At 60.7% G+C, this 20,036-nt stretch carries 14 protein-coding genes; 9 read left to right on the plus strand and 5 right to left on the minus strand.

The window, feature by feature from the left end; all coding sequences use genetic code 11:
• Window positions 1-108 precede the first annotated feature (108 nt).
• From hisS to larD, 4 genes are all read left to right on the plus strand, one after another.
• The gene (hisS, locus tag PMW70_RS02580) at window positions 109-1,422 is read left to right on the plus strand and encodes a histidine--tRNA ligase (RefSeq protein ID WP_271743798.1); all 1,314 of its coding nucleotides are present in this window, start codon (window positions 109-111) and stop codon (window positions 1,420-1,422) included.
• Between the two features lie 258 nt (window positions 1,423-1,680).
• Window positions 1,681-4,494, plus strand: coding sequence for a phosphoenolpyruvate carboxylase (locus PMW70_RS02585; RefSeq protein WP_369831477.1), 2,814 nt, complete (start codon window positions 1,681-1,683; stop codon window positions 4,492-4,494).
• Window positions 4,495-5,024: 530 nt separating this feature from the next.
• On the plus strand, window positions 5,025-6,302 hold the full coding sequence (larA, locus tag PMW70_RS02590) for a nickel-dependent lactate racemase (RefSeq protein WP_271743799.1): 1,278 nt from the start codon (window positions 5,025-5,027) through the stop codon (window positions 6,300-6,302).
• 49 nt (window positions 6,303-6,351) lie between these two features.
• The gene (gene larD, locus PMW70_RS02595) at window positions 6,352-7,083 is read left to right on the plus strand and encodes a D/L-lactic acid transporter LarD (protein ID WP_271743800.1); all 732 of its coding nucleotides are present in this window, start codon (window positions 6,352-6,354) and stop codon (window positions 7,081-7,083) included.
• Between the two features lie 302 nt (window positions 7,084-7,385).
• Here the strand turns inward: larD and PMW70_RS02600 are convergent, their stop codons facing one another.
• From PMW70_RS02600 to serB, 4 genes are all read right to left on the minus strand, one after another.
• Window positions 7,386-7,925 carry a TetR/AcrR family transcriptional regulator gene (locus PMW70_RS02600; protein WP_271743801.1) on the minus strand — a complete coding sequence of 180 codons (540 nt, stop codon included), beginning with the start codon at window positions 7,923-7,925 and terminating at the stop codon, window positions 7,386-7,388.
• Window positions 7,926-7,927: 2 nt separating this feature from the next.
• Entirely contained in the window at window positions 7,928-8,869 is a 942-nt protein-coding gene (gene larC / locus PMW70_RS02605; protein WP_271743802.1) for a nickel pincer cofactor biosynthesis protein LarC, read from the minus strand.
• A 10-nt stretch (window positions 8,870-8,879) separates the two neighbouring features.
• Window positions 8,880-9,662, minus strand: a complete 783-nt coding sequence (gene larB / locus PMW70_RS02610) for a nickel pincer cofactor biosynthesis protein LarB (protein ID WP_271743803.1) — start codon at window positions 9,660-9,662, stop codon at window positions 8,880-8,882.
• Between the two features lie 116 nt (window positions 9,663-9,778).
• Window positions 9,779-10,414: a phosphoserine phosphatase SerB gene (gene serB, locus PMW70_RS02615; RefSeq protein ID WP_271743804.1), complete on the minus strand. Its 636-nt coding sequence runs from the start codon at window positions 10,412-10,414 to the stop codon at window positions 9,779-9,781.
• 256 nt (window positions 10,415-10,670) lie between these two features.
• On the opposite strand from serB, the gene aspS reads away from it, so the two are divergent.
• On the plus strand, window positions 10,671-12,458 hold the full coding sequence (aspS, locus tag PMW70_RS02620) for an aspartate--tRNA ligase (RefSeq protein WP_271743805.1): 1,788 nt from the start codon (window positions 10,671-10,673) through the stop codon (window positions 12,456-12,458).
• 305 nt (window positions 12,459-12,763) lie between these two features.
• Here aspS and PMW70_RS02625 read toward each other — a convergent pair whose 3' ends face one another.
• On the minus strand, window positions 12,764-13,780 hold the full coding sequence (locus PMW70_RS02625; RefSeq protein ID WP_089572647.1) for a LacI family DNA-binding transcriptional regulator: 1,017 nt from the start codon (window positions 13,778-13,780) through the stop codon (window positions 12,764-12,766).
• A gap of 376 nt (window positions 13,781-14,156) precedes the next feature.
• On the opposite strand from PMW70_RS02625, the gene PMW70_RS02630 reads away from it, so the two are divergent.
• The 4 genes from PMW70_RS02630 (at window position 14,157) to PMW70_RS02645 (ending at window position 19,910) form a co-directional block, all read left to right on the plus strand.
• Entirely contained in the window at window positions 14,157-17,165 is a 3,009-nt protein-coding gene (locus tag PMW70_RS02630; RefSeq protein WP_271743806.1) for a glycoside hydrolase family 2 TIM barrel-domain containing protein, read from the plus strand.
• A gap of 3 nt (window positions 17,166-17,168) precedes the next feature.
• On the plus strand, window positions 17,169-17,624 hold the full coding sequence (locus tag PMW70_RS02635; protein ID WP_161194686.1) for a NanQ anomerase/TabA/YiaL family protein: 456 nt from the start codon (window positions 17,169-17,171) through the stop codon (window positions 17,622-17,624).
• A 191-nt stretch (window positions 17,625-17,815) separates the two neighbouring features.
• Window positions 17,816-19,240 (plus strand): amino acid permease, encoded by a 1,425-nt coding sequence (locus tag PMW70_RS02640; protein ID WP_416378074.1) that lies wholly within the window; start codon window positions 17,816-17,818, stop codon window positions 19,238-19,240.
• Window positions 19,241-19,661: 421 nt separating this feature from the next.
• Window positions 19,662-19,910: an HPr family phosphocarrier protein gene (locus PMW70_RS02645; RefSeq protein WP_117634215.1), complete on the plus strand. Its 249-nt coding sequence runs from the start codon at window positions 19,662-19,664 to the stop codon at window positions 19,908-19,910.
• Window positions 19,911-20,036 lie beyond the last annotated feature (126 nt).

Consider the following 20,036-nt stretch of genomic DNA (forward strand, 5'->3'; position numbering starts at 1 on the left):
CGAACGAGTCCCCATACCCTCGTTCGGTCAGATGCACCGCCGCTGTTTGTGTTTGTGCCGTATAATGACCACTACCTATGACGCGATACAAAAGAAAGGTGTTTGCCCATGCAGGCACAGAAGGCGGAGGGAACCCGCGACCTTATCGGCGCTGAGATGCGCGCCTGGCAAAAGATGCAGCAGATCGCTGCCGGCGTGTTCGAGCCGTTTGGCTTTAAGCCCATCGAGACGCCCGCCATCGAGCAGGTGGACGTGTTTGTCCACGGCATCGGCCAGTCGACCGACGTCGTGCGCAAGGAGATGTTCCGCGTGTTTAGCGGCGCCAACCTGGAGCGCGTCTTTACCGAGGGCACCGATACCAAGCTCAAGCCCAAGCAGCGCCTGGCGCTTCGTCCCGAGGGCACGGCTGGCGTGGTGCGCGCCGTCGTGGAGAACAACTTGGTGCCCCAGGGCTCCACGCCGTTTAAGGCTTACTACGCCGAGGCCATGTTCCGTGGCGAGCGTCCCCAGAAGGGCCGCCTGCGCCAGTTCCATCAGGTGGGCATCGAGTGGCTCGGCGCTCCCGATCCGGCGGCAGACGCCGAGTGCATCATTATGCTCATGGAGTTTTACAAGCGCCTGGGCTTCGATCTGTCCAAGCTCCGTCTGCTCATTAACTCGATGGGCGATGCCCAATGCCGTCCGGCCTATCGCGAGCAGGTTAAGCAGTTCATTCTCGACCACGCCGATGAGATGTGCGACGAGTGCCGCGAGCGCGCCGAGCTTAACCCGCTGCGCGCCTTCGACTGCAAGAACGACCACTGCCGCGAGATCATGGCCGACGCCCCGCTGATGGGCGACAACCTGTGCGATGAGTGCCGCGAGCACTACGAGCAGGTCAAGCGCTATCTGGACGTCGCCGGTATCGAGTACGTCGAGGATCCCACCCTGGTGCGCGGCCTGGACTACTACACCCGTACCGTCTTTGAGGTCGAGGCCCCTGGCGCCGGCGTCGGCTCCATCGGTGGCGGCGGCCGCTACGATGGCCTGGTCGAGCTCGAGGGCGGCAAGCCCACGGCCGGCGTCGGCTTCGCCGTCGGTTTTGAGCGCGCCCTGCTGGCCCTGCAGGCCTTTGGCGGCGACCTGGGCGCCGAGGAGACCCCGTGTGTCTACGTCGCCAATGCCGGCAAGGAGTTGCGCCAGAACGTCTTTGCCATTACGCAGGAGCTTCGCGCCGCAGGTATCGTGACCGAGGCAGACTATCAGGGTCGTTCGCTTAAGGCTCAGTTTAAGCAGGCCGACAAGGTGGGCGCTAAGCTCATTTTGGTCTTGGGCGGCGACGAGCTTGCCGCCGGCAAGGTCAAGGTGCGCGACATGGAGAGCCATGACGAGGCCCTCGTCGATCTGGCCAACGTGGTCGAGGCGGTTCGTGAGCGCCTGTAGCGCATGATTTTTGAGCTGTGGACTCACTAAAGCGCTCAGCTCATTGAGAGCGATTGTTACGGGGGTGTTTCGCATTTATGCGGAATGCCCCCGTTTGCATATGCCGCCCACCGAGAAATACGACCATTTGGGGCAAAAAGCCTTGCAATGCAGAAAATACTTTTGTGTGGTAAAGCGCAATCAGCGTCGAAAGTTTTTGCCGAGTGCCTATAATAAATACCGCATGTTACGTGCATAGAAGGAGGAATGGGAGGAAACGTGGCTGAGAACCTAAGCAACCAGTCTGTACCCGAAGCCGCGGCGCGCGTCGCTGCCGTGGTCAACCGCCTCGTTAACCGAATCGGCTCGAATGCCGAATCCAAGGAGCGTCTCGCCGAGATCGAGATCCCCGAGGAGCTGCGCGACAATCTGGCGCTGTTCTTGCGCCTGGAGCGCCGTGTGCTTAGCGAGTATGATCCCGAGATCGCGGACCTGTTCGACAAGATTTTGACAGCCGAGATTGTGGCCAATGCCGGAAACCCCGGCACCCGTGCTGCCGACGAGTCCGTCGACGAGCAGGGCGTGCCCACTGCCGACGAGCCCACCGCCGTGGCGTTTCGCGAGGTCGTTGATCTGATCGACAGTCTGCCGCTCGATAAGCAGCAGGTTATCGTCCGCGCCTTTACGAGCTTCTTCCATCTGGCAAACCTGTCGGAGGAGAACTACCGCGTGGCGCAGCTGCGCGAGCGCGAGGCAGGTGCGTCGACCGATACCGAGGTCGATCCCGCCAACGAACTCACCGTCGCCTATCACCAGTTGGTAAACGAGATGGGTGTCGAGGGCGCCAACGAGCTGCTCGACAAGCTCGAGTTCCACCCTGTCTTTACCGCACATCCCACCGAGGCCCGTCGTAAGGCCGTCGAGGGCAAGATTCGCCGTATCTCCAACCTGCTGGAGGAGCGTCCGCGCCTGGGCGGCTCCGACCTGGTGGAGAACGAGCGCCATATGCTGCAGGAGATCGACGCTCTGGTGCGTACGAGCCCCATCGCGCTCAAGAAGCCCACGCCGGTCGAAGAAGCCGATACCATCATCGACATCTTCGATAACACGCTGTTCGACGTCATTCCCGTTATCTATCGTCGTTTTGATGACTGGGTGCTGGGCGACAAGGCCGGCACCGTGCCGCCGCTGTGCCCGGCGTTCTTCCACCCCGGCAGCTGGATCGGTTCCGACCGCGACGGCAACCCCAATGTCACCGCCAAGGTGAGCCGCGAGGTTGCTGCCAAGTACTTCACCCATATGGTGCTCAAGCTCGAGGACAAGTGCCGCCGCATCGGCCGTAACCTGACGCTTGAGGCCACCTACAGCAAGCCGTCTGCCGAACTCATCAACCTGTGGAACCATCAGGTCGAGATGAGCACTCAGTACACCGCACGTGCTGAACTGATCTCCGAGCACGAGCCGCATCGCGCCGTTATGCTCGTCATGGCCGACCGTCTGAACGCCACCGTCCGTCGCATCACCGATACCATGTACCACAGCGCCGATGAGTTCCTGGATGACCTGCGCGTCGTCCAGCGCTCCCTGGCCGCCTGCGGTGCCGTCCGTGCCGCCTACGGCCCGGTCCAGACCATCATCTGGCAGGTCGAGTCCTTCGGCTTCCACATGGTCGAGATGGAGTTCCGTCAGCACTCCGTGGTGCACGCCCGCGCCCTCAAGGATATCCACGAGAACGGTATCCATGGCGACCTGCAGCCCATGACGCGCGAGGTTATCGACACCTTCCGTGCCATCGGTTCCATCCAAAAGCGCTACGGCAAGAAGATGGCGCACCGCTACATCATCTCGTTCACCAAGAGCGCCCAGCATGTGGCCGACGTCTTTGAGCTGGCCCACCTGTCCTTTGCACACGAGGAGGATGTCCCCGAGCTCGACGTGATCCCGCTGTTCGAGCAGCTCGAGGACCTCGAGGGCTGCGTCGACGTGCTCGACCAGATGCTTACGCTGCCCGTGGTGCAAAAGCGCCTTGCCCAGACCAACCGCCGCATGGAGGTCATGCTGGGCTATTCCGACTCCTCCAAGGATGCCGGTCCTACCACGGCCATGCTCGCGCTGCACTCCGCGCAGGAGCGCATTGCCAAGTGGGCCGAGAAGAACGATATCGACCTGGTGCTCATGCACGGTCGCGGCGGTGCCGTGGGCCGTGGCGGCGGTCCGGCCAACAAGGCCGTGCTGGCGCAGCCCAAGGGTTCGGTCAACTGCTTCTTTAAGCTCACCGAGCAGGGCGAGGTCATCTTTGCCCGTTACGGCAACCGCACGCTGGCTCAGCGCCATGTTGAGTCCGTTGCCGCCGCAACGCTTTTGCAGTCGGCCCCGAGCGTCGAGAAGACCAACACCGAGACCACGCAGAAGTTCTGGGATATGGCGGAGAAGCTCAACGCAGTAAGCCATGAGCGCTATCTGGACCTGCTGAACACCGAGGACTTTACACCGTGGTTCTCGACCGTGACGCCGTTGACCGAGGTCGGTCTGCTGCCAATCGGCTCGCGTCCCGCCAAGCGCGGCCTGGGCGCCAAGTCGCTCGACGACCTGCGTACCATTCCGTGGATCTTTAGCTGGAGCCAGGCACGCATCAATCTGGCCGCTTGGTACGGCCTGGGCACCGCCTGCGAGCAGTTGGGCGACCTTGACCAGCTCAAGGCTGCCTACCAGGAGTGGCCGTTCTTCCGCACGTTCATCGACAACATCGAGATGTCGATCGCTAAGACCGATCAGCGCATCGCCAAGATGTACCTGCACCTGGGCGATCGCCAGGATCTGTCCGAGAAGGTCTTCACCGAGATGCAGCTCACCCGTAAGTGGGTCCTTGCCATCGTCGGTGACGAGTGGCCGCTGCAGCGTCGCCGCGTGCTCGGCTGCGCCGTCCGCGTGCGTAACCCCTATGTTGACGCCCTATCCATCGCCCAGGTTCGCGCCCTTCGCGAGGTGCGTATGAACCAGGACGAGATGGCCGAGGAGAAGAAGGCCGAGTACATGAGCCTGATTCTTTCGACTGTGACCGGCGTCTCGGCAGGATTGCAGAACACGGGGTAATCGATAGCCCTGTAGTCGTCCGGGCCCGCCATCAGCTTACTTTTAGGCACGTCCTCGGACATGCAAGAAGCCCTCGCTGCGCACTTCGTGCGGCGAGGGCTTCTTGCGTCCTGCGGAGTGTGCCTAAAAGTAAGCTAATGGCGGGCCCTGCGATGTCCGGTCTTCGGCGGATTACTGGCTGGGGGAATAATGGTGCGCTTTGCGCGTTTGGAAAAGGCTTCGTGCTGCGGAATGCATTCAGAGGGAAACCCGTCGGGCCTCTTTGTCCTCGGTCTTCTGGGATTGGGGCTGAAGAGATTAAAGTGCGCTTTGCGCCTCGCGTCTTATCGATCGGGATTGAGATGCATGTGGCGCTTCTTGACTTACGACTGTAGCGGCCGCGGTCCCGTTTGGGGTCGCGGCCGTTTTGTTGTGGGTCAAATATGAACGTTGTGTTAATGAGTCGGTGGACGGTGGTGTTTTTCGGTGAGCGGCGTATCCTTCCAACGGTTTATCTAGTGTGTCAGTTGAAAGGAAGAGGGCGCTCGTCATTGTTTGAATGTGAACTGCCGTTTGACCACAAGACGTTGCATCTGGAGCTCGAGGATAAGAACTTCGCGGGTGTGATGGAAGGTCATCAAAACGAGTTTAAGACTACAAAATCACAGGAAGAGCTGGTAGAGGAGTCACTTGCCAACCCTTATGGCTCGCCTTCGCTCGAGGAGCTTTGTGCTGGCAAGAAGGATATCGTCATCATTAGCTCCGATCATACGCGCCCCGTTCCCTCGCGTGTGACGATGCCTATTCTGCTGCATCACATCCATTCCGCTGCGCCCGAGGCGCGCGTTCGCATTCTGGTTGCTACGGGCATGCACCGTCCGTCGACGCACGAGGAACTCGTCAATAAGTATGGCGAGGAGATCGTTGCTAACGAGGAAATCGTTATGCACGTCGCGACCGACGACAGCATGATGAAAAAGATCGGCACCCTGCCTTCTGGTGGCGAGTGCATCATCAACAAGATTGCCGCCGATTGCGATCTGCTGCTTGCCGAGGGCTTTATTGAGCCGCACTTCTTTGCCGGTTTCTCTGGTAGCCGCAAGTCCGTCCTGCCCGGCATCGCCAGCTACAAGACCATCATGTACAACCACAACGGTCAGTTTGTGAACGATTCCCACTCGCGTGCCGGCAACCTGTGCCACAACCACGTGAGCGAGGACATGTTCGCCGCCGCCGAGATGGCTCACCTTGCCTTTGTGCTTAACGTGGTGCTTAACGGCAAGCACGAGGTCATCGGCTCCTTTGCCGGCGATATCCACAAGGCGCACGAGGCCGGCTGCGAGTTCGTGAAGAGCCTTGCCGGCGTTGAGCCCGTCGAGTGCGAGATTGCCATCACCACCAACGGTGGCTACCCCCTCGATCAGAACATCTATCAGGCTGTGAAGGGCATGTGCGCTGCCGAGGCCACGCTTCCTGAGGGCGGCGTGATCATCGACGTCGCCGGTTGTGCCGACGGCCACGGTGGCGAGAGCTTCTATCACAACATCGCCGACAACGATCCGGCGGAGTTTGAGCACGCCTGCATCGACCGTCCTAAGGACGAGACCCTGCCCGACCAGTGGACGAGCCAGATCTTTGCCCGCATCCTGGCGCATCACCCTGTGATCATGGTCACCGATCTGTGCGATCACCAGATGCTCAAGGATATGCACATGACGCCGGTCAACACTATCGAGGAGGCGCTCAAGCTCGCCTTTGAGATGAAGGGTGCCGATGCCAAGGTTGCCGTCATTCCCGATGGCCTGGGCGTTGTCGTCGCGCAGCACTAGTGCGCGGCCTAAACGAATCGTTTATAACCGACAAGAAAGATAAGGTTTTATGCTTACCAAACTCCTCTGCGAATTCGGCGCGACGGCCCTCATGATCGTCTTTGGCGTGGGCGTGCACTGCGATACCGTGCTCAAGGGCACCAAGTATCAGGGCTCCGGCCATATGTTTGCCATCACCACCTGGTCTTTTGGCATCTCGGTCTGCCTGTTTGTCTTTGGCGGCGCCGTGTGCATGAACCCCGCCATGGTGCTTGCCCAGTGCATCGTCGGCTTGGTGCCGTGGGGCAGCTGCATCCCCTTCATGATTGCCGATATGCTCGGCGGCTTTGTGGGTGCCGTAATCGCCTGGTTTATGTATGCCGATGAGTTCAAGGCTTCCGAGGGCGTCGTCGACCCCATTGCCCAGCGCAACATTTTCTCGACCAACCCCACCACCGAGGGTACGAACTATGCCCGTAACTTCTTCTGCGAGGCTATCTGCACTTTTGTGTTCATCAGCGCCATCCTTGCTGCCGCTAGCCGCGCCGGCGAGAACGTTCTGATGCTCGCTATCTGCGTCGGTCTGATCGTTTGGGCTGTTGGCATGGGCATGGGCGGCATCACCGGCTTCGCCATGAACCAGGCTCGTGACCTTGGTCCTCGCATGGCCTATCAGGTGCTGCCGATTAAGAACAAGGCTGACAACAACTGGAAGTATGGCCTGCTTGTTCCTGGCATCGCTCCGTTTGTCGGTGCTGCTGTGGCCGCGCTGTTTGTGCATGGTTTCTTGGGCATGTTCTAGCCCAAGGCTACATAGTTGTCCGCTGGCCGCATGGGGCAACTTCCCAGCGCGTCCTCGGACATGCAAAAAGGCTCGCTGCGCACTTTGTGCGGCGAGCCTTTTTGCGTCCTGCGGAGTGCGCTGGGAAGTTGCCCCATGCGGCCAGCTGCGGAGTCTTTGTTGCGTTCGTACAAGCAACCCAACATATATATCTGAATTTGGATGTGAGGGGCTTGTTGCTGGTAGGGGCGTTGAAGCGCGAGTGACACTTTGGGGTGCGTGGCGCCTTGGGGTGGGGCGATGCTTTGGGATGAGCTTCTTACTTAGTTGAAGAGGGGTTTTATGGCCGATAGGTAGTCTTTGGCTACTTCGGCCTTATCTGCTTGGAAGTTGTGCCAGGCCCACCATTGGACCATTCCTACGAAGCTTGAGGCTATGTGGTGCAGTAGGAAGCTTCGGTCCATGGCGGCGGCGGGGCCGTTTGGGTCGGTGGGGACGGTTTCGGCTGCTCGTGACATGATGGTCTTGCGTAGGCAGTCGGCGAAGACGCGTGAGCCGGCGCCGGCTACGAGGGCTCGTACGCCCTGGCGGCGTTCCCAGAGGTTGTTGAGGATATGCTCGACTTGTACGAGCGGATCATCGAGCGGTGTGCCATCGTCGTCGAGGGCGTGGGTGCAGATGTCGCTCACGAGTTCGGACAGTAGGTCATCTTTGCTCTTGAAGAGGCCATAGAACGTGGCCCGACCCACATGGGCGCGAGCGATGATGTCGCCGACGGTGATCTTGCCGTAGTCCTCTTCGCGCAGCAGTTCGGAGAACGCCGCGACGATGGCGGCGCGGCTTTTTGCCTTGCGGGCATCCATGGCTATGCGTCCGCGTGAACGAGCAGGCAGCGGAGCGTGCCGGAGCAGCCCTCGTAAGGGCGCTTGCCGGCGCCGTAGCCGACGGCCTCGATGCGGTAACGGACCGGAAGGTGCTCGGACGTGCGTAGCGCGGCGACGATGGCGGCGCCCGTGGGCGTCACGAGCTCGCCGGTGACCGGTGTGGGCGTGAGGGCGATATTGCCCGCCTGGCACAGGTTGACGACAGCGGGGACGGGAATGGGCATGAGGCCGTGGGCACAGCGGATGGCGCCGTGACCCTCGGAGAGCGATTCGACCACAATATCCTCAACGCCCAGGTCGTCGAGGCAGATGGCGACAGAGCAGACATCGACGATGGAGTCGATGGCGCCCACCTCGTGGAACATGACGGTCTCGGGCGTCTTGCCGTGAGCCTTGGCCTCAGCGGCGGCGAGCGCGGTAAAGATGGCGAGCGCGCGACGCTTGGCGCCATCGCTTAGCTGCGAGCCGTCGATGATGGCGGTGACATCTGCCAAAGAACGGTGGTGATGGTGGTGGGCGTGATGATGGTCCTCGTGGCCATGGTCATGGGCCTCATGATCATGCTCGTGGCAGTGCACGCGTTCGTGCTCGTGGCAGTGCTCGTGTTCGTGCTCGCCATGATCATGATGGTGGTGCTCATGCTCGTGTGTGTGCTCGGCAGCTGCTTCGTTGCCGTAGAGCCAGGCCATGTCGTGGTCGTGGTTCTCGAGCTCCTCTGCCAGCTGAACGTCAAAGTCGCAGGCGTCGATGCCATGTTTGTTTACGCGTGAAACGGCAATCTCAAAGCCGCCGACCGGAAGCGTGGCGAGCTGCTCGCGCAGATGCTCCTCGCTGGCGCCCAGGTCGAGCAGGGCCGCGACGGTCATGTCGCCGCTGATGCCCGAGGTGCCGTCGATGATAAGCGTGTGCTGATGGTTGGACATGGAATGCTCCTTAACGGGCGCAGGGCATGCCGGCGCTCAGATGATTGATAAGACTTGCCTGGTAGGCGGCGCCAAAGCCGTTGTCGATGTTGACGACCGAAACGCCGCTGGCGCAGGAGTTGAGCATGGCGAGCAGTGCGGCCACGCCGCCAAAGCTCGCGCCATAGCCCACGCTGGTGGGGACGGCGATGACCGGACAGCTCACCAGGCCGCCGATGACGCTCGCAAGGGCGCCTTCCATGCCGGCGATGGCGATGACCACCTGTGCCTGGGCAAGTTCCTCGGCATGAGCGAGCAGGCGGTGCAGGCCGGCGACACCTACGTCGTAGAGGCGGTCGACCTCGTTGCCATAGAATTCGGCCGTCAACGCGGCTTCTTCGGCGACGGGTAAGTCGCTCGTGCCGGCGCAGGCGACAACGATGCGCCCGTTGCCGGTGGGGGAGGGCTTGCCGCCCACGAGGGCGAGCTGGGCGTCCGGGACATATCCCAGGTTGATGTCGTTTCCGAGAAGCTCCGAGGTGTGGGCTGCCTTTTCGGAGTTCAGACGCGTGATCAGGATGCGCTCCTGGCCGGCATCGCGTAGCGCTTCGATAATGGCGGCAATCTGCTCGGCGGTTTTACCGGCACCGTAGACAACCTCGCCGGCCCCCTGGCGTACCCCGCGCGAAAGATCGAGTTGCGCAAAGCCCAGATCGGCGGTCGGCGCTGTCTGGATGCGCGCGAGGGCGGCGGCCGGTGTGACTGTTCCGCCGGCAACATCGCTCAGCAACTGCTCAAGATCTCGCTTATCCATATATGTTCCCTTCGACGGTGCAAAGTCTAGCACTCAAAAGGGAGTTTCCGAACATTAGAACAAAATTGTTCGGAAACTAGACATAGAGGATTTAATTCTGTTGTTAGATGGATCGGCTAGTCGCGCAGGATGATGTCCATGGCGAGCATGAGATTGCGCTCGTCGATGGCAAACGGAGCGGCCTCGCGCGTCTTGGGCTTGGCGCAAAACGCGATGCCCGTGCCCGCGGCCTGGATCATGGGTATGTCGTTGGCGCCGTCGCCGATCGCGACGGTATGGGCCATGTCGACACCGCACTCAACGGCCCAATCCAGCAGCTGGATAAGCTTGGACTCCTTGGTCACGATGTCTGCCGCCAGCTTACCGGTGAGCTTGCCGCCTACGACCTCCAGGCGGTTGGCCAGGCAAAAGTCGATGCCCGCGGCGGCCACGATCTTATCGGCGACCTCGTGGAAACCGCCGCTTACCACGCCGACCTTCCAGCCCTTGCTGTGCGCCGAGCGCACAAGCTCCAGCGCGCCGGGGGTAAACGTCACGTGCTCAAAGGTGCGCTCGAACACGCTCTCGTCCAGGCCGGCGAGCAGCCCCACGCGCTCCTCGAGTGCCTGCTTAAAGTCGAGCTCGCCGCGCATCGCACGTTCGGTAATTTGCGCCACCTGCTCGCCTACGCCTGCCTCCTCGCCCAAAAGGTCGATGACCTCCTGGTTGATGAGGGTGGAGTCGATATCCATAACGATGAGGCGTGCAGTCATGGCGGGCCTTTCCGAGTGCAGTTGTATTGGGGCACATTGTCGCACGCCGCACGCCTGGGCGACGGCCACGGTGCGTCAATTGTTTCGTCTCCGTCAAGTCTTTGGGCAAGAGCTACTTTTTCGTGGCACATCGACGCGGGTGAGATAAGATAGAACGCCATGTCCGGCTGCGCGGTTTACGCAGGCTGGGCAAATCTGTACGACGCCGCCCGGAACGACACGGGGCGGCACAGATCCATAAAGGAGGATCACTGGTATGAGCCAGACCCGTCCCATTGACGAGCATTCCATGCACACCCGTACTTGTGGCGAGCTTCGCTTCGAGAACGTGGGCGAAGAGGTCACCCTCACCGGTTGGGTGAGCCGTCGCCGCGACCACGGCGGCCTTATCTTCTGCGACCTTCGCGACCGCGAGGGCATCACGCAGCTCACCTTCGACCCCGAGCACTCCGACGGCGATGCCTTTAAGATCGCCGAGACCATGCGTCCCGAGTGGCCCATCAAGATCCACGGCGTCGTGCGCGCTCGTGGCGAGGAGACCACCAACACCAAGCTCGCGACCGGCGAGATCGAGGTCCTGACCGACCACGCCGAGGTGCTCAACACGTCCGTCACCCCGCCGTTCCAGATCGAGGACGGCATCGAGACCAGCGAGGACACCCGTCTGCGCTATCGCTATCTGGACCTCCGTCGTCCCGAGATGATGGCCAACCTGCGTCTGCGCTCCGACTTCACCTTCGCCATTCGCGAGGCGCTGCACAACCGTGAGTTCATGGAGGTCGAGACGCCCTCCCTGTTCAAGTCCACGCCCGAGGGCGCCCGCGACTTCATCGTCCCCAGCCGCATCCAGCCGGGCAACTTCTACGCCCTGCCGCAGTCCCCGCAGCTCCTGAAGCAGCTGCTTATGGTCGGTGGCGTCGAGCGCTACTATCAGGTTGCCAAGTGCTTCCGCGACGAGGACCTGCGTGCCGACCGTCAGCCCGAGTTCACCCAGGTCGATATCGAGATGTCCTTTGTGGACCAGAACGACGTCATGAGCGCACTCGAAGAGGTCCTGTCCGATGCCTTCGGCCGCATGGGCGTCGAGATGCCCACGCCGCTGCGTCGCATGGACTATTGGGAAGCCATGGACACCTATGGCTCCGACAAGCCCGATACCCGCTACGGCATGCACCTGGTCGACCTGACCGACATCTTTGCCAACTCCAAGTTCAAGGTCTTCGCGACCGCCGCAAACGAGGAGGGCTCTGTCGTCAAGGCCATCAACGCCAAGGGCGCCGGTGCCTGGGCACGTGCCAAGATCGATAAGCTCGCCGGCGTGGCCTCCACGTTTGGCGCCAAGGGCCTGGCCTGGATCGCATTCCGCGAGGACGGCTCCATCAACAGCCCCATCGTCAAGTTCTTCTCGGACGAGGAGATGGCGGCTCTGCGTGAGCGCATGAACGTCGAGCCCGGCGACCTTGTGATGTTCGCCGCCGGTCCGCGCCTGCTCTCTGACGAGATCCTGGGCGGCATGCGTTCCCACATGGCTAACGCGCTCGAGATCAAGCGCGAGGGCCACGACTTCCTGTGGGTCGTCAACTTCCCGCTGTTCCACTGGGACGAGGATCGCAAGGCCTATGCAGCCGAGCACCAGCCCTTTACCCTGCCGACCGAGACCGACATCGCCAAGATCGAGGCCGACCCGCTGGCAGCCGGTTCTTGCACCTACGACTTTGTCATGGACGGCTTTGAGGCCGGCGGCGGCGGTATGCGTATCCACAACGCCGAGATGCAGATGTCCATGCTCAAGCTCCTGGGCTTTACCGAGGAGCGCGCCGAGTCGCAGTTCGGCTTCCTTATGGAGGCGCTCAAGTTTGGTGCGCCCCCGATGGGCGGTTTCGCCCTGGGCCTGGACCGCGTGTGCATGCTGCTCACCGGTTCCGATTCCATCCGCGACGTCATGGCGTTCCCCAAGACGGCCAGCGGCTCCGACCTCATGTCGGGCGCCCCGAGTGCCGTTTCCGGCGCCCAGCTCAAGGACGTCAGCCTGCGCCTGATGTAGGCGAGCGGCTACATAGTGCCTGTAACGAGGGAAGGACACGTGCCTTCCCTCGTTTTTTATACGCCGAGATTGTGAGGGCATGGGATGACCGGGCGTTGCGGAAAGTGCGTCCCGGAATCTGCGTCCAGAACGGGTCGTGCTTTCCCAAAGGGGGTCCTCTGGGAAAGCGCGACCCAGAATTCGGCAAAATAATGGGACACAGTTTCCGCTTGAGCGGTATAACGGAAACTGTGCCCCAGAATGAGCGCTCAAAACGGGGCAGGCTTTCCGCAACAACTGTCTGGCGAAAAGCCCGGCCCAGTTTCCTACAGCGAGTCTCTCTGAACGAGCTGCATGTGCATCACGGAGGTGGTGGGCTCGGCGCCCTTGATCATGTCGAGCGCAATGTTGGCGGCCATGTGGCCTTCTTCGCGCAGGGGCTGGCGGACGGTCGTGAGTGCGGGGACGCAGCGCGCCGCAATCTCGTGATCGTCGAAGCCGACGACAGAAACGTCTGCCGGAACGGATAGGCCTGCCTCGTTGAGTGCGGTGATGACGCCAGCCGCGATACGGTCCGATCCGCAGAGCACGCCATCGAAAGCAATCTCGCGCGCGAGGATCTGGTGCATGGCCTGATAGCCGTCTCCGCTGTTCCAGCCGGTATAGATAACGTTTGCGCCTGGGAGGTCTTCGCCCAGGACGGTGCGGTAGCCGCGCAGGCGGTCGACAACAGCGGGGTTGTCTTGCGGTCCCAACACGGCGACGATATCTTTGCGCCCGCGATCTTTCATAGCGAGTGCCGCAAAGCGTCCACCCTCTTCGTCGTCAGAGTAGACTGTCGAGAACACATCGCGATAGGGGTGGCCCTCGAGCTGGCCGCACAACACGGTGGGTACGCCCAGCTCGCGCAGCACCTCGAGCAGCTCGCTGCCCTTGTAAGGGGAGACGTCGATCACGGCGTCGAACGAGCGGCGCTCAAAGTGCTCGCGTGCGCGGTTGCGCTCATGCGTAGAAGACGCCTGCAAGATAACGGGCAGATAGGACGACTCCGACAGTTCCTCGGTAATGCCGCTCAAAAATTCGCTATAGGTGGGGTCGCTGAAGAGCTCACTCAGGGGCTCGGTCACGAGCACGGCGATGATTTCCGTGCGCCCGACAGCGAGCGCTCGGCCGCGAGCGTTGGGGACAAAATTGACTTTCTTGGCCGCCGCACGGACGCGCTTTTTGGTTTCCTCGCTAATGCGGGGCGAATCGTTGAGGGCGCGCGATGCCGTGGAGCGCGACACGCCGGCAGCTGCGGCAACCTCGGCAAGCGTAGGTGCGGTGCGAACTGGCTGGGTCATGGCGTCTCCTGGAAAATGCGATCGATGTTGTCACTGATACGGGCTGGTGCGGATACAGCTTACTATAGTGCACCTGAACAGCGTTCATGATATCCGGAGACCGGTGTCGTTTTGCAACCAAGCCGCAATCGAATACGTCTCGTGTGGCTGAGATATCAGCGGGCGTGGCGGTTGCCTACGAGCTTAAGAACGATGTTTTGCGTTGGGTTTCGATATTCAGGGTGACATAAGTGTCGCGGTTGTACAACCGGTTGCACCGTTAATCCGGCCAAATCGACCGTTCAGCGGACAACCGGTTGCACAGTTTTTTGCATCGCCCGTAAGATAAGGACAACCGGTTGCACAAGAATCACTACGATGACGAAGGAGCATCACCATGGACGCCATTAACGATTGGGAAAACCAAGCGCTCACCCACAGGAACCGCCTGGCACCCCATGCGTACTTTATGGGTTATGAGACCGCCGATCTCGCCGCTACGTACAGCCGCGAGCTGTCGCGCGGGTTTGTCCAGCTGTCTGGCTCGTGGCAGTTCCGCCTCTTTGAGGGCCCCGCGGCCGTTTCCGACGAGGAGCTCTCCACGTATAAGCCCGAGTGGGATCACGTTGAGGTTCCGCACCTGTGGCAGGTAGACGGCTATGGCAATCTTGCCTATACCGACGAGGGCTTCCCGTTCCCGGTGGACCAGCCGTTTGTTCCCTCCGATGACCCCACGGGCGTTTACCAGCGCATCGTCAACCTTCCCGCCATCCCCGCCGGCGCTCGCGAGATCATTCGCTTCGACGGCATCGAGAGCTATGGCGAGCTGTACGTCAACGGCCAGTTTATCGGCATGACCAAGGGTTCGCGCCTGTCTGCCGAGTTCGACGTGACCAACGCGCTCGTCGAGGGCGACAACCTGTTTGCGGTCAAGGTCCTGCAGTACAGCGATGGCAGCTATATCGAGGACCAGGATATGTGGTGGGCCTCGGGCATCTTCCGCGATGTGTACCTTATGCAGCGTCCCGCCGCGCACCTGGTCGACTTTAGGTTCCGCACGCACCGCGAGGGCGATGCCGCTCTGATCACGCTCGAGACGGTGGCCGAGGGCGCTACCCGCGTCGTGTTTACGCTCAGCGATGGCGAGAACGTGGTCACTACGGGCGAGTGCGTCGACGGCCATGCCGAGTGCAGCGTTGCCGATGCCCACTTCTGGAACCCCGAGGACCCCTTCCTCTATGACCTTACGTTTGAGGTCTACGACGGTGACGAGGTCAGCGAGTACGTTCCGCATCGCCAGGGCCTTGCCGAGGTGACGGTCGAGGGCAATCATATCTACCTCAACGGCACCTACTTTAAGATGCATGGCGTCAACCGCCACGATCACGACGATCACAAGGGCCGCGCCGTGGGCCTCGATCGCATGCGCCGTGACCTGGAGCTCATGAAGCGACACAACATCAACGCGGTGCGCACCTCTCACTATGCCAATGACCCGCGCTTCTACGAGCTGTGCGATGAGTATGGCATCATGTTGGTCGCCGAGACCGATATGGAGAGTCACGGCTTCGAGAATATCGGCAATATCGCCCTGGTCACCGACGACCCGGCATGGGAGCCGGCCTACGTCGACCGCATTGAGCGCCTGGTGATGCAGGAACGCAACCACGCCTGCATCATTATGTGGTCGATGGGCAACGAGAGCGGCTATGGCTGCAACATCCGCGCGATGTACGCCAAGGCTCACGAGTTCGACGGTCGTCCGGTCCACTACGAGGAGGACCGCAACGCCGATACCGTCGATGTCATTTCCACGATGTACTCCCGTGTGTCGCAGATGAACGACTTTGGTGAGCATCCCTTCCCCAAGCCGCGCATCAACTGCGAGTACGGCCACTCCATGGGCAATGGCCCCGGAGGCCTGTCCGAGTACCAGGAGGTCTTCGATCGCTGGGATTGCATCCAAGGCCAGTTTATCTGGGAATGGTGCGACCACGGTTTGGCTGCTGTGACCGAGGACGGCGTTGCCTACGACATGTATGGCGGCGACAATGGCGATTACCCCAACAACAGCAACTTCTGCATCGATGGCATGGTGTTCCCTTGGCAGCAGCCGAGCCCGGGCCTTACCGAGTACGGCCAGGTCATCTGCCCGGTTCGCATGGCCTACGATGCCGAGGCAGGCGAGCTGACCGTCACGAACAAGCGCTGGTTTACTACCCTCGAGGATGTCTGCCTGTCGGCGGAGACCCTGGTAGACGGCGATGTAGTGTGCCGCAAGACGCTTATGCCCGGCGCGGTGGCTCCCGGCGAATCCGTCCAGCTGCCACTGGTGATTCGCGAGGCCGCGGTAGGCGAGACCCTGCTGACCGTGTGCGCCTACACCATGGCGGCTCACGCCTGGTGCGAGCCGATGTTCCAGCTGGGCGCAAGCCAGTTTGCCATCGCAAACCATCCGGCGCCGGCCATCGCCGCCCCCGCTCGTCCTGAGCTTACGGTCGAGGAGACCGAGCAGGAGATCCGCATTCACTCCCTCAACGGTGAGCTGACCTTCAACAAAGTTAACGGTACCGTGAGCGAGTGGAAGGCATCCGGCCGCGATGTCATGGCTTCTGGCCCCCAGGTTGGTTTTTGGCATCCGCTCGTCGATAACCACGCCCAGGAGTATGACTCCCTGTGGAAGGACAACTTCATCGATGTGATGCAGACGTCTACCCGCAAGGTTTCTTGGAAGCAGGATGGCAATGCGGTCGTCGTTACCGTGAGCCAGCGTATCGCTCCTCCCGTCCGCGCGTTCGGCATGCGCGTCGAGCTCGTCTACACCGTGCTTCCGAGCGGCCGCGTCGACCTCAAGGTTTCCGGCGAGCCCTACGGCGATTACTCGGATATCATCCCGCGCATCGGCATCTCCTTCGAGGTCCCCGGTTGCAATCGTGCCGTCGAGTGGTATGGCCACGGCCCGGGCGAGAACTATCCGGACTCGCTGCGCGCCAACCCGGTCGGTCATTACCGCACTACGGTCGACGACATGTTTACGCCCTACGTTATGCCTCAGGACTGCGCCAACCGTGAGGGTACCCGCTGGGTTGCCCTGCGCTCCAGTCACGGTGACGGCGTGTTGGTGACTCGTCCGGCTGATGCCGCCTCCAACCCGTTCTCGTTCTCGGCATGGCCCTATAGCTGCGAGGCAATCGATAACGCCAAGCACGTCTACGACCTTGTCAAGGGCGATACGGTCACGGTCAACATCAACGACCAGCTGCTCGGCCTTGGCTCGAACTCTTGGGGTTCCGAGGTACTCGATTCCTACCGCACCCGTTTTGAGAGCTTCAGCTTTGAGGTGTCCCTGCGACCGCTGACGTCTGCCGATCTGGCTCAGGCGCTGGCACCCATTAAGGAGGCATAAGTCATGCATGTCTTTAACTCGCGCGCCGATTTCGACGCTCAGATGAAGTCTGTCAAGAAGTGGATGCGCACCGGCCAGGCGCTCGATGGTGTTGCCGACCTGCAGCACGACGTGGCGTACTCCATCGGCGACTCGTTGGTGTACTGGTGGGTGAACGCCCACGAGGCAGCTACCGCCGATCTGGTCGGTCACCGTCGCTACCATGCCGTGCTCGCCCCGCTCGATGGCGACCTGACCGTCGAGGTGGCTTCCAAGACGGATCTTACCTGCACGCGCGCCTACAGCGATATCGACGATCGCGAGCGCTTTGAGGGTACGGGGGAGACCGTGACGATTCCCGCCGGCGGCGTTGCCGTCGTCGAGATCGACGAGGCCTACCGTGTCGTGGCCGATTCCGCGGATCCCCGCGTCGTGGTACTGCACGTGACGGTTGAAGGTTATTCCTTTCCCAACAAGTAGTATTCGTCCGTTTGGACGTTTGCTTCGCGCCGTTAAGGGGGATGGCTTTGTTGACTCCCTTTTCCCCATTCCCCTTAGCAGGTGCGCCGTCCACGATTGCGCTTGCAGTCCGGACGGTTTTAGATGAGATATAACGGATGATTGGGAGGGCTTATGAGCTCTGAAAAACGAGGACGATCGGTTCGTTCGCTCTGCTGGGCATGACGGTCGCCGCCGTGTTCGGTATCAAGAACATCATCAACAACAACGCGGCCATCGGCTTGGCAGCTGCGCCGTCGTTCTTCTTCGCCACGCTTTTGTACTTTGTCCCCTATACCCTGGTTACCGCTGAGTTCGTCGGCCTCAACAGGGACTCCGAGTCTGGCGTGTACGCATGGGTTAAGACCTCGATGGGTGGTCGCTGGGCGTTCCTGACGGCATTTAGCTACTGGTTCGTTAACCTGTTCTACTTTGCGTCCGTCCTGCCCAACGTCATCATCTACGCGAGCTACGTGTTCTTTGGTGCCAATGCTGAGCTCTCGCAGCTGTGGATCACCATTATCGAGATCGTCGTCTTTGCTATCGCCACGTGGGTTTCGACCAAGGGCGCTAAGTGGATCGGCTCCATTTCCTCCTTCGGCTCGACCGCGGCTCTCGGCCTGACTGCCGTGTTCATCTTGCTGTCCCTGGCTGCTGCCTTTGGCGGCGTCGAGTTCGCTACGGCTCCTACCCCCGCTAACATGGCTCCCGACATGAGCAACTTCGCAACTATGTGGGGCTTCTTCGGTACGCTTGCCTGGATCATCCAGGGCGTTGGCGGCGCTGAGTCTGTCGGCGTGTTCCTTAACGACCTTAAGGGCGGCGTCAAGGCCTTCGTGCGCACCGTCGTTATCGCCGGCCTGACCATCGGCCTTCTGTACGCAGGCGCTTCGCTGCTGGTCAACCTGTTCATTCCCGAGGGCGGCGTTGCCATCTCCACCGGTATCTTCGACGTATTCGGCGCTGTCTTTGTCCACTTTGGCATTCCCATGGAAGTGTCTACGCGCGTCATTGGCCTGATCCTTCTCGCTGCCACGCTGGGCTCCCTCATGATGTGGACCTCTGCTCCCATCAAGGTCTTCTTCACCGAGATCCCCAAGGGCGTCTTTGGTAGCAAGATCGTCGAGCTCAACGAGCACGGCATTCCCGCCCGCGCCGCTTGGCTGCAGTTCGCCATCGTCGTTCCCATCCTGATCATCCCGGCCTTGGGCTCTGGTAACCTCGACGACCTGCTCATGATCGTCACCAACATGACGGCTGCCACTGCTCTGCTCCCGCCGCTGCTGATCCTGCTTGCCTACTTTATGCTGCGCAAGAACTTCGACGCCGCTCCCCGTGACTTCCGCATGGGCTCGCGCAGCTTTGGTCTGGTCGTTGCCGCATTCCTGCTTGTGGTCTTCTGCTTTGTGCTTGTCTGCGGCACCATCCCGCTCGATCAGCCGCTGTGGCTGACGCTGGTCTACAACGTTGGCGGTGTAGTTGTCTTCCTGGGCCTTGCCGTGATGTGGTACAACCGCTATATCAACCGCCTGCGCGAGACCGATCTCGAGGCCGCCGAGAGCGAGCTGCGCCCCTCCGTCCTCGACATGATGGAGTAGCGGCTAGGATTAATCTACGGCTGTGGAATAAATCGATTCCCTTTCCTAAGGAGGGGCCTTACGAGGCCCCTCCTTTTGTGTTTTGGGGCATGGTTTTGGACCCAGTGGTCAAAAAATGCCAAATATGAGTACTGTTGCAAAAGAGATGTCATATTTTTCGGCCTGTTCTGAGCAAAAACGGGCTCAAAATCAATTTATATAACCCCCTTTAAAGGGCGTTTGACGGCTTTCAACCTCTTCGAATCGCTCAAAGGAGGCAATTTGCTCTCGATTTTGCTGCTACTAAATTGGTGACAGTACTCATATTTGCCACTTTTTGCCCACGAGGTGTTCAGAGGAGCTCTCGACAAGCATCTAACGCTACAATAACTACCACGTGGCTGGGTTTGCCGGCCGAATGTGCGATGCCGTGGGAGGGGACATGGTCGAGTTTACAAAGACGATTAAAGATCCGTTGGGACTGCATGCCCGCCCGGTTGCGCTGCTCTATGACATTATTGCCAAGCATCGTAGCAACGTATCGGTCAGCATCGGCGATCGCCATACCGACGGCCGCGATGTAATGGGGCTCATGGCTCTCTACGGCGAGTGCGGCGAGGACATCATCTTCCGCATTTCGGGCGTAGACGAGGCCTCGTGTGTCACGTCGATCAGAAACCTCTCCCTCTAAACGCAACAATGTGACAAAGGGGCTGTCCCCTTGTCACACCTGTTTCATATGGGAAACTTTTTCGAAAACTGAATAGGGACCCTTTCCAAAAAGTTAACCACGTGCTAGTTTACTGTAGCGAACATA

Source organism: Collinsella aerofaciens, from assembly GCF_028209625.1.
Classification (GTDB): Bacteria; Actinomycetota; Coriobacteriia; order Coriobacteriales; family Coriobacteriaceae; genus Collinsella; species Collinsella aerofaciens_AM.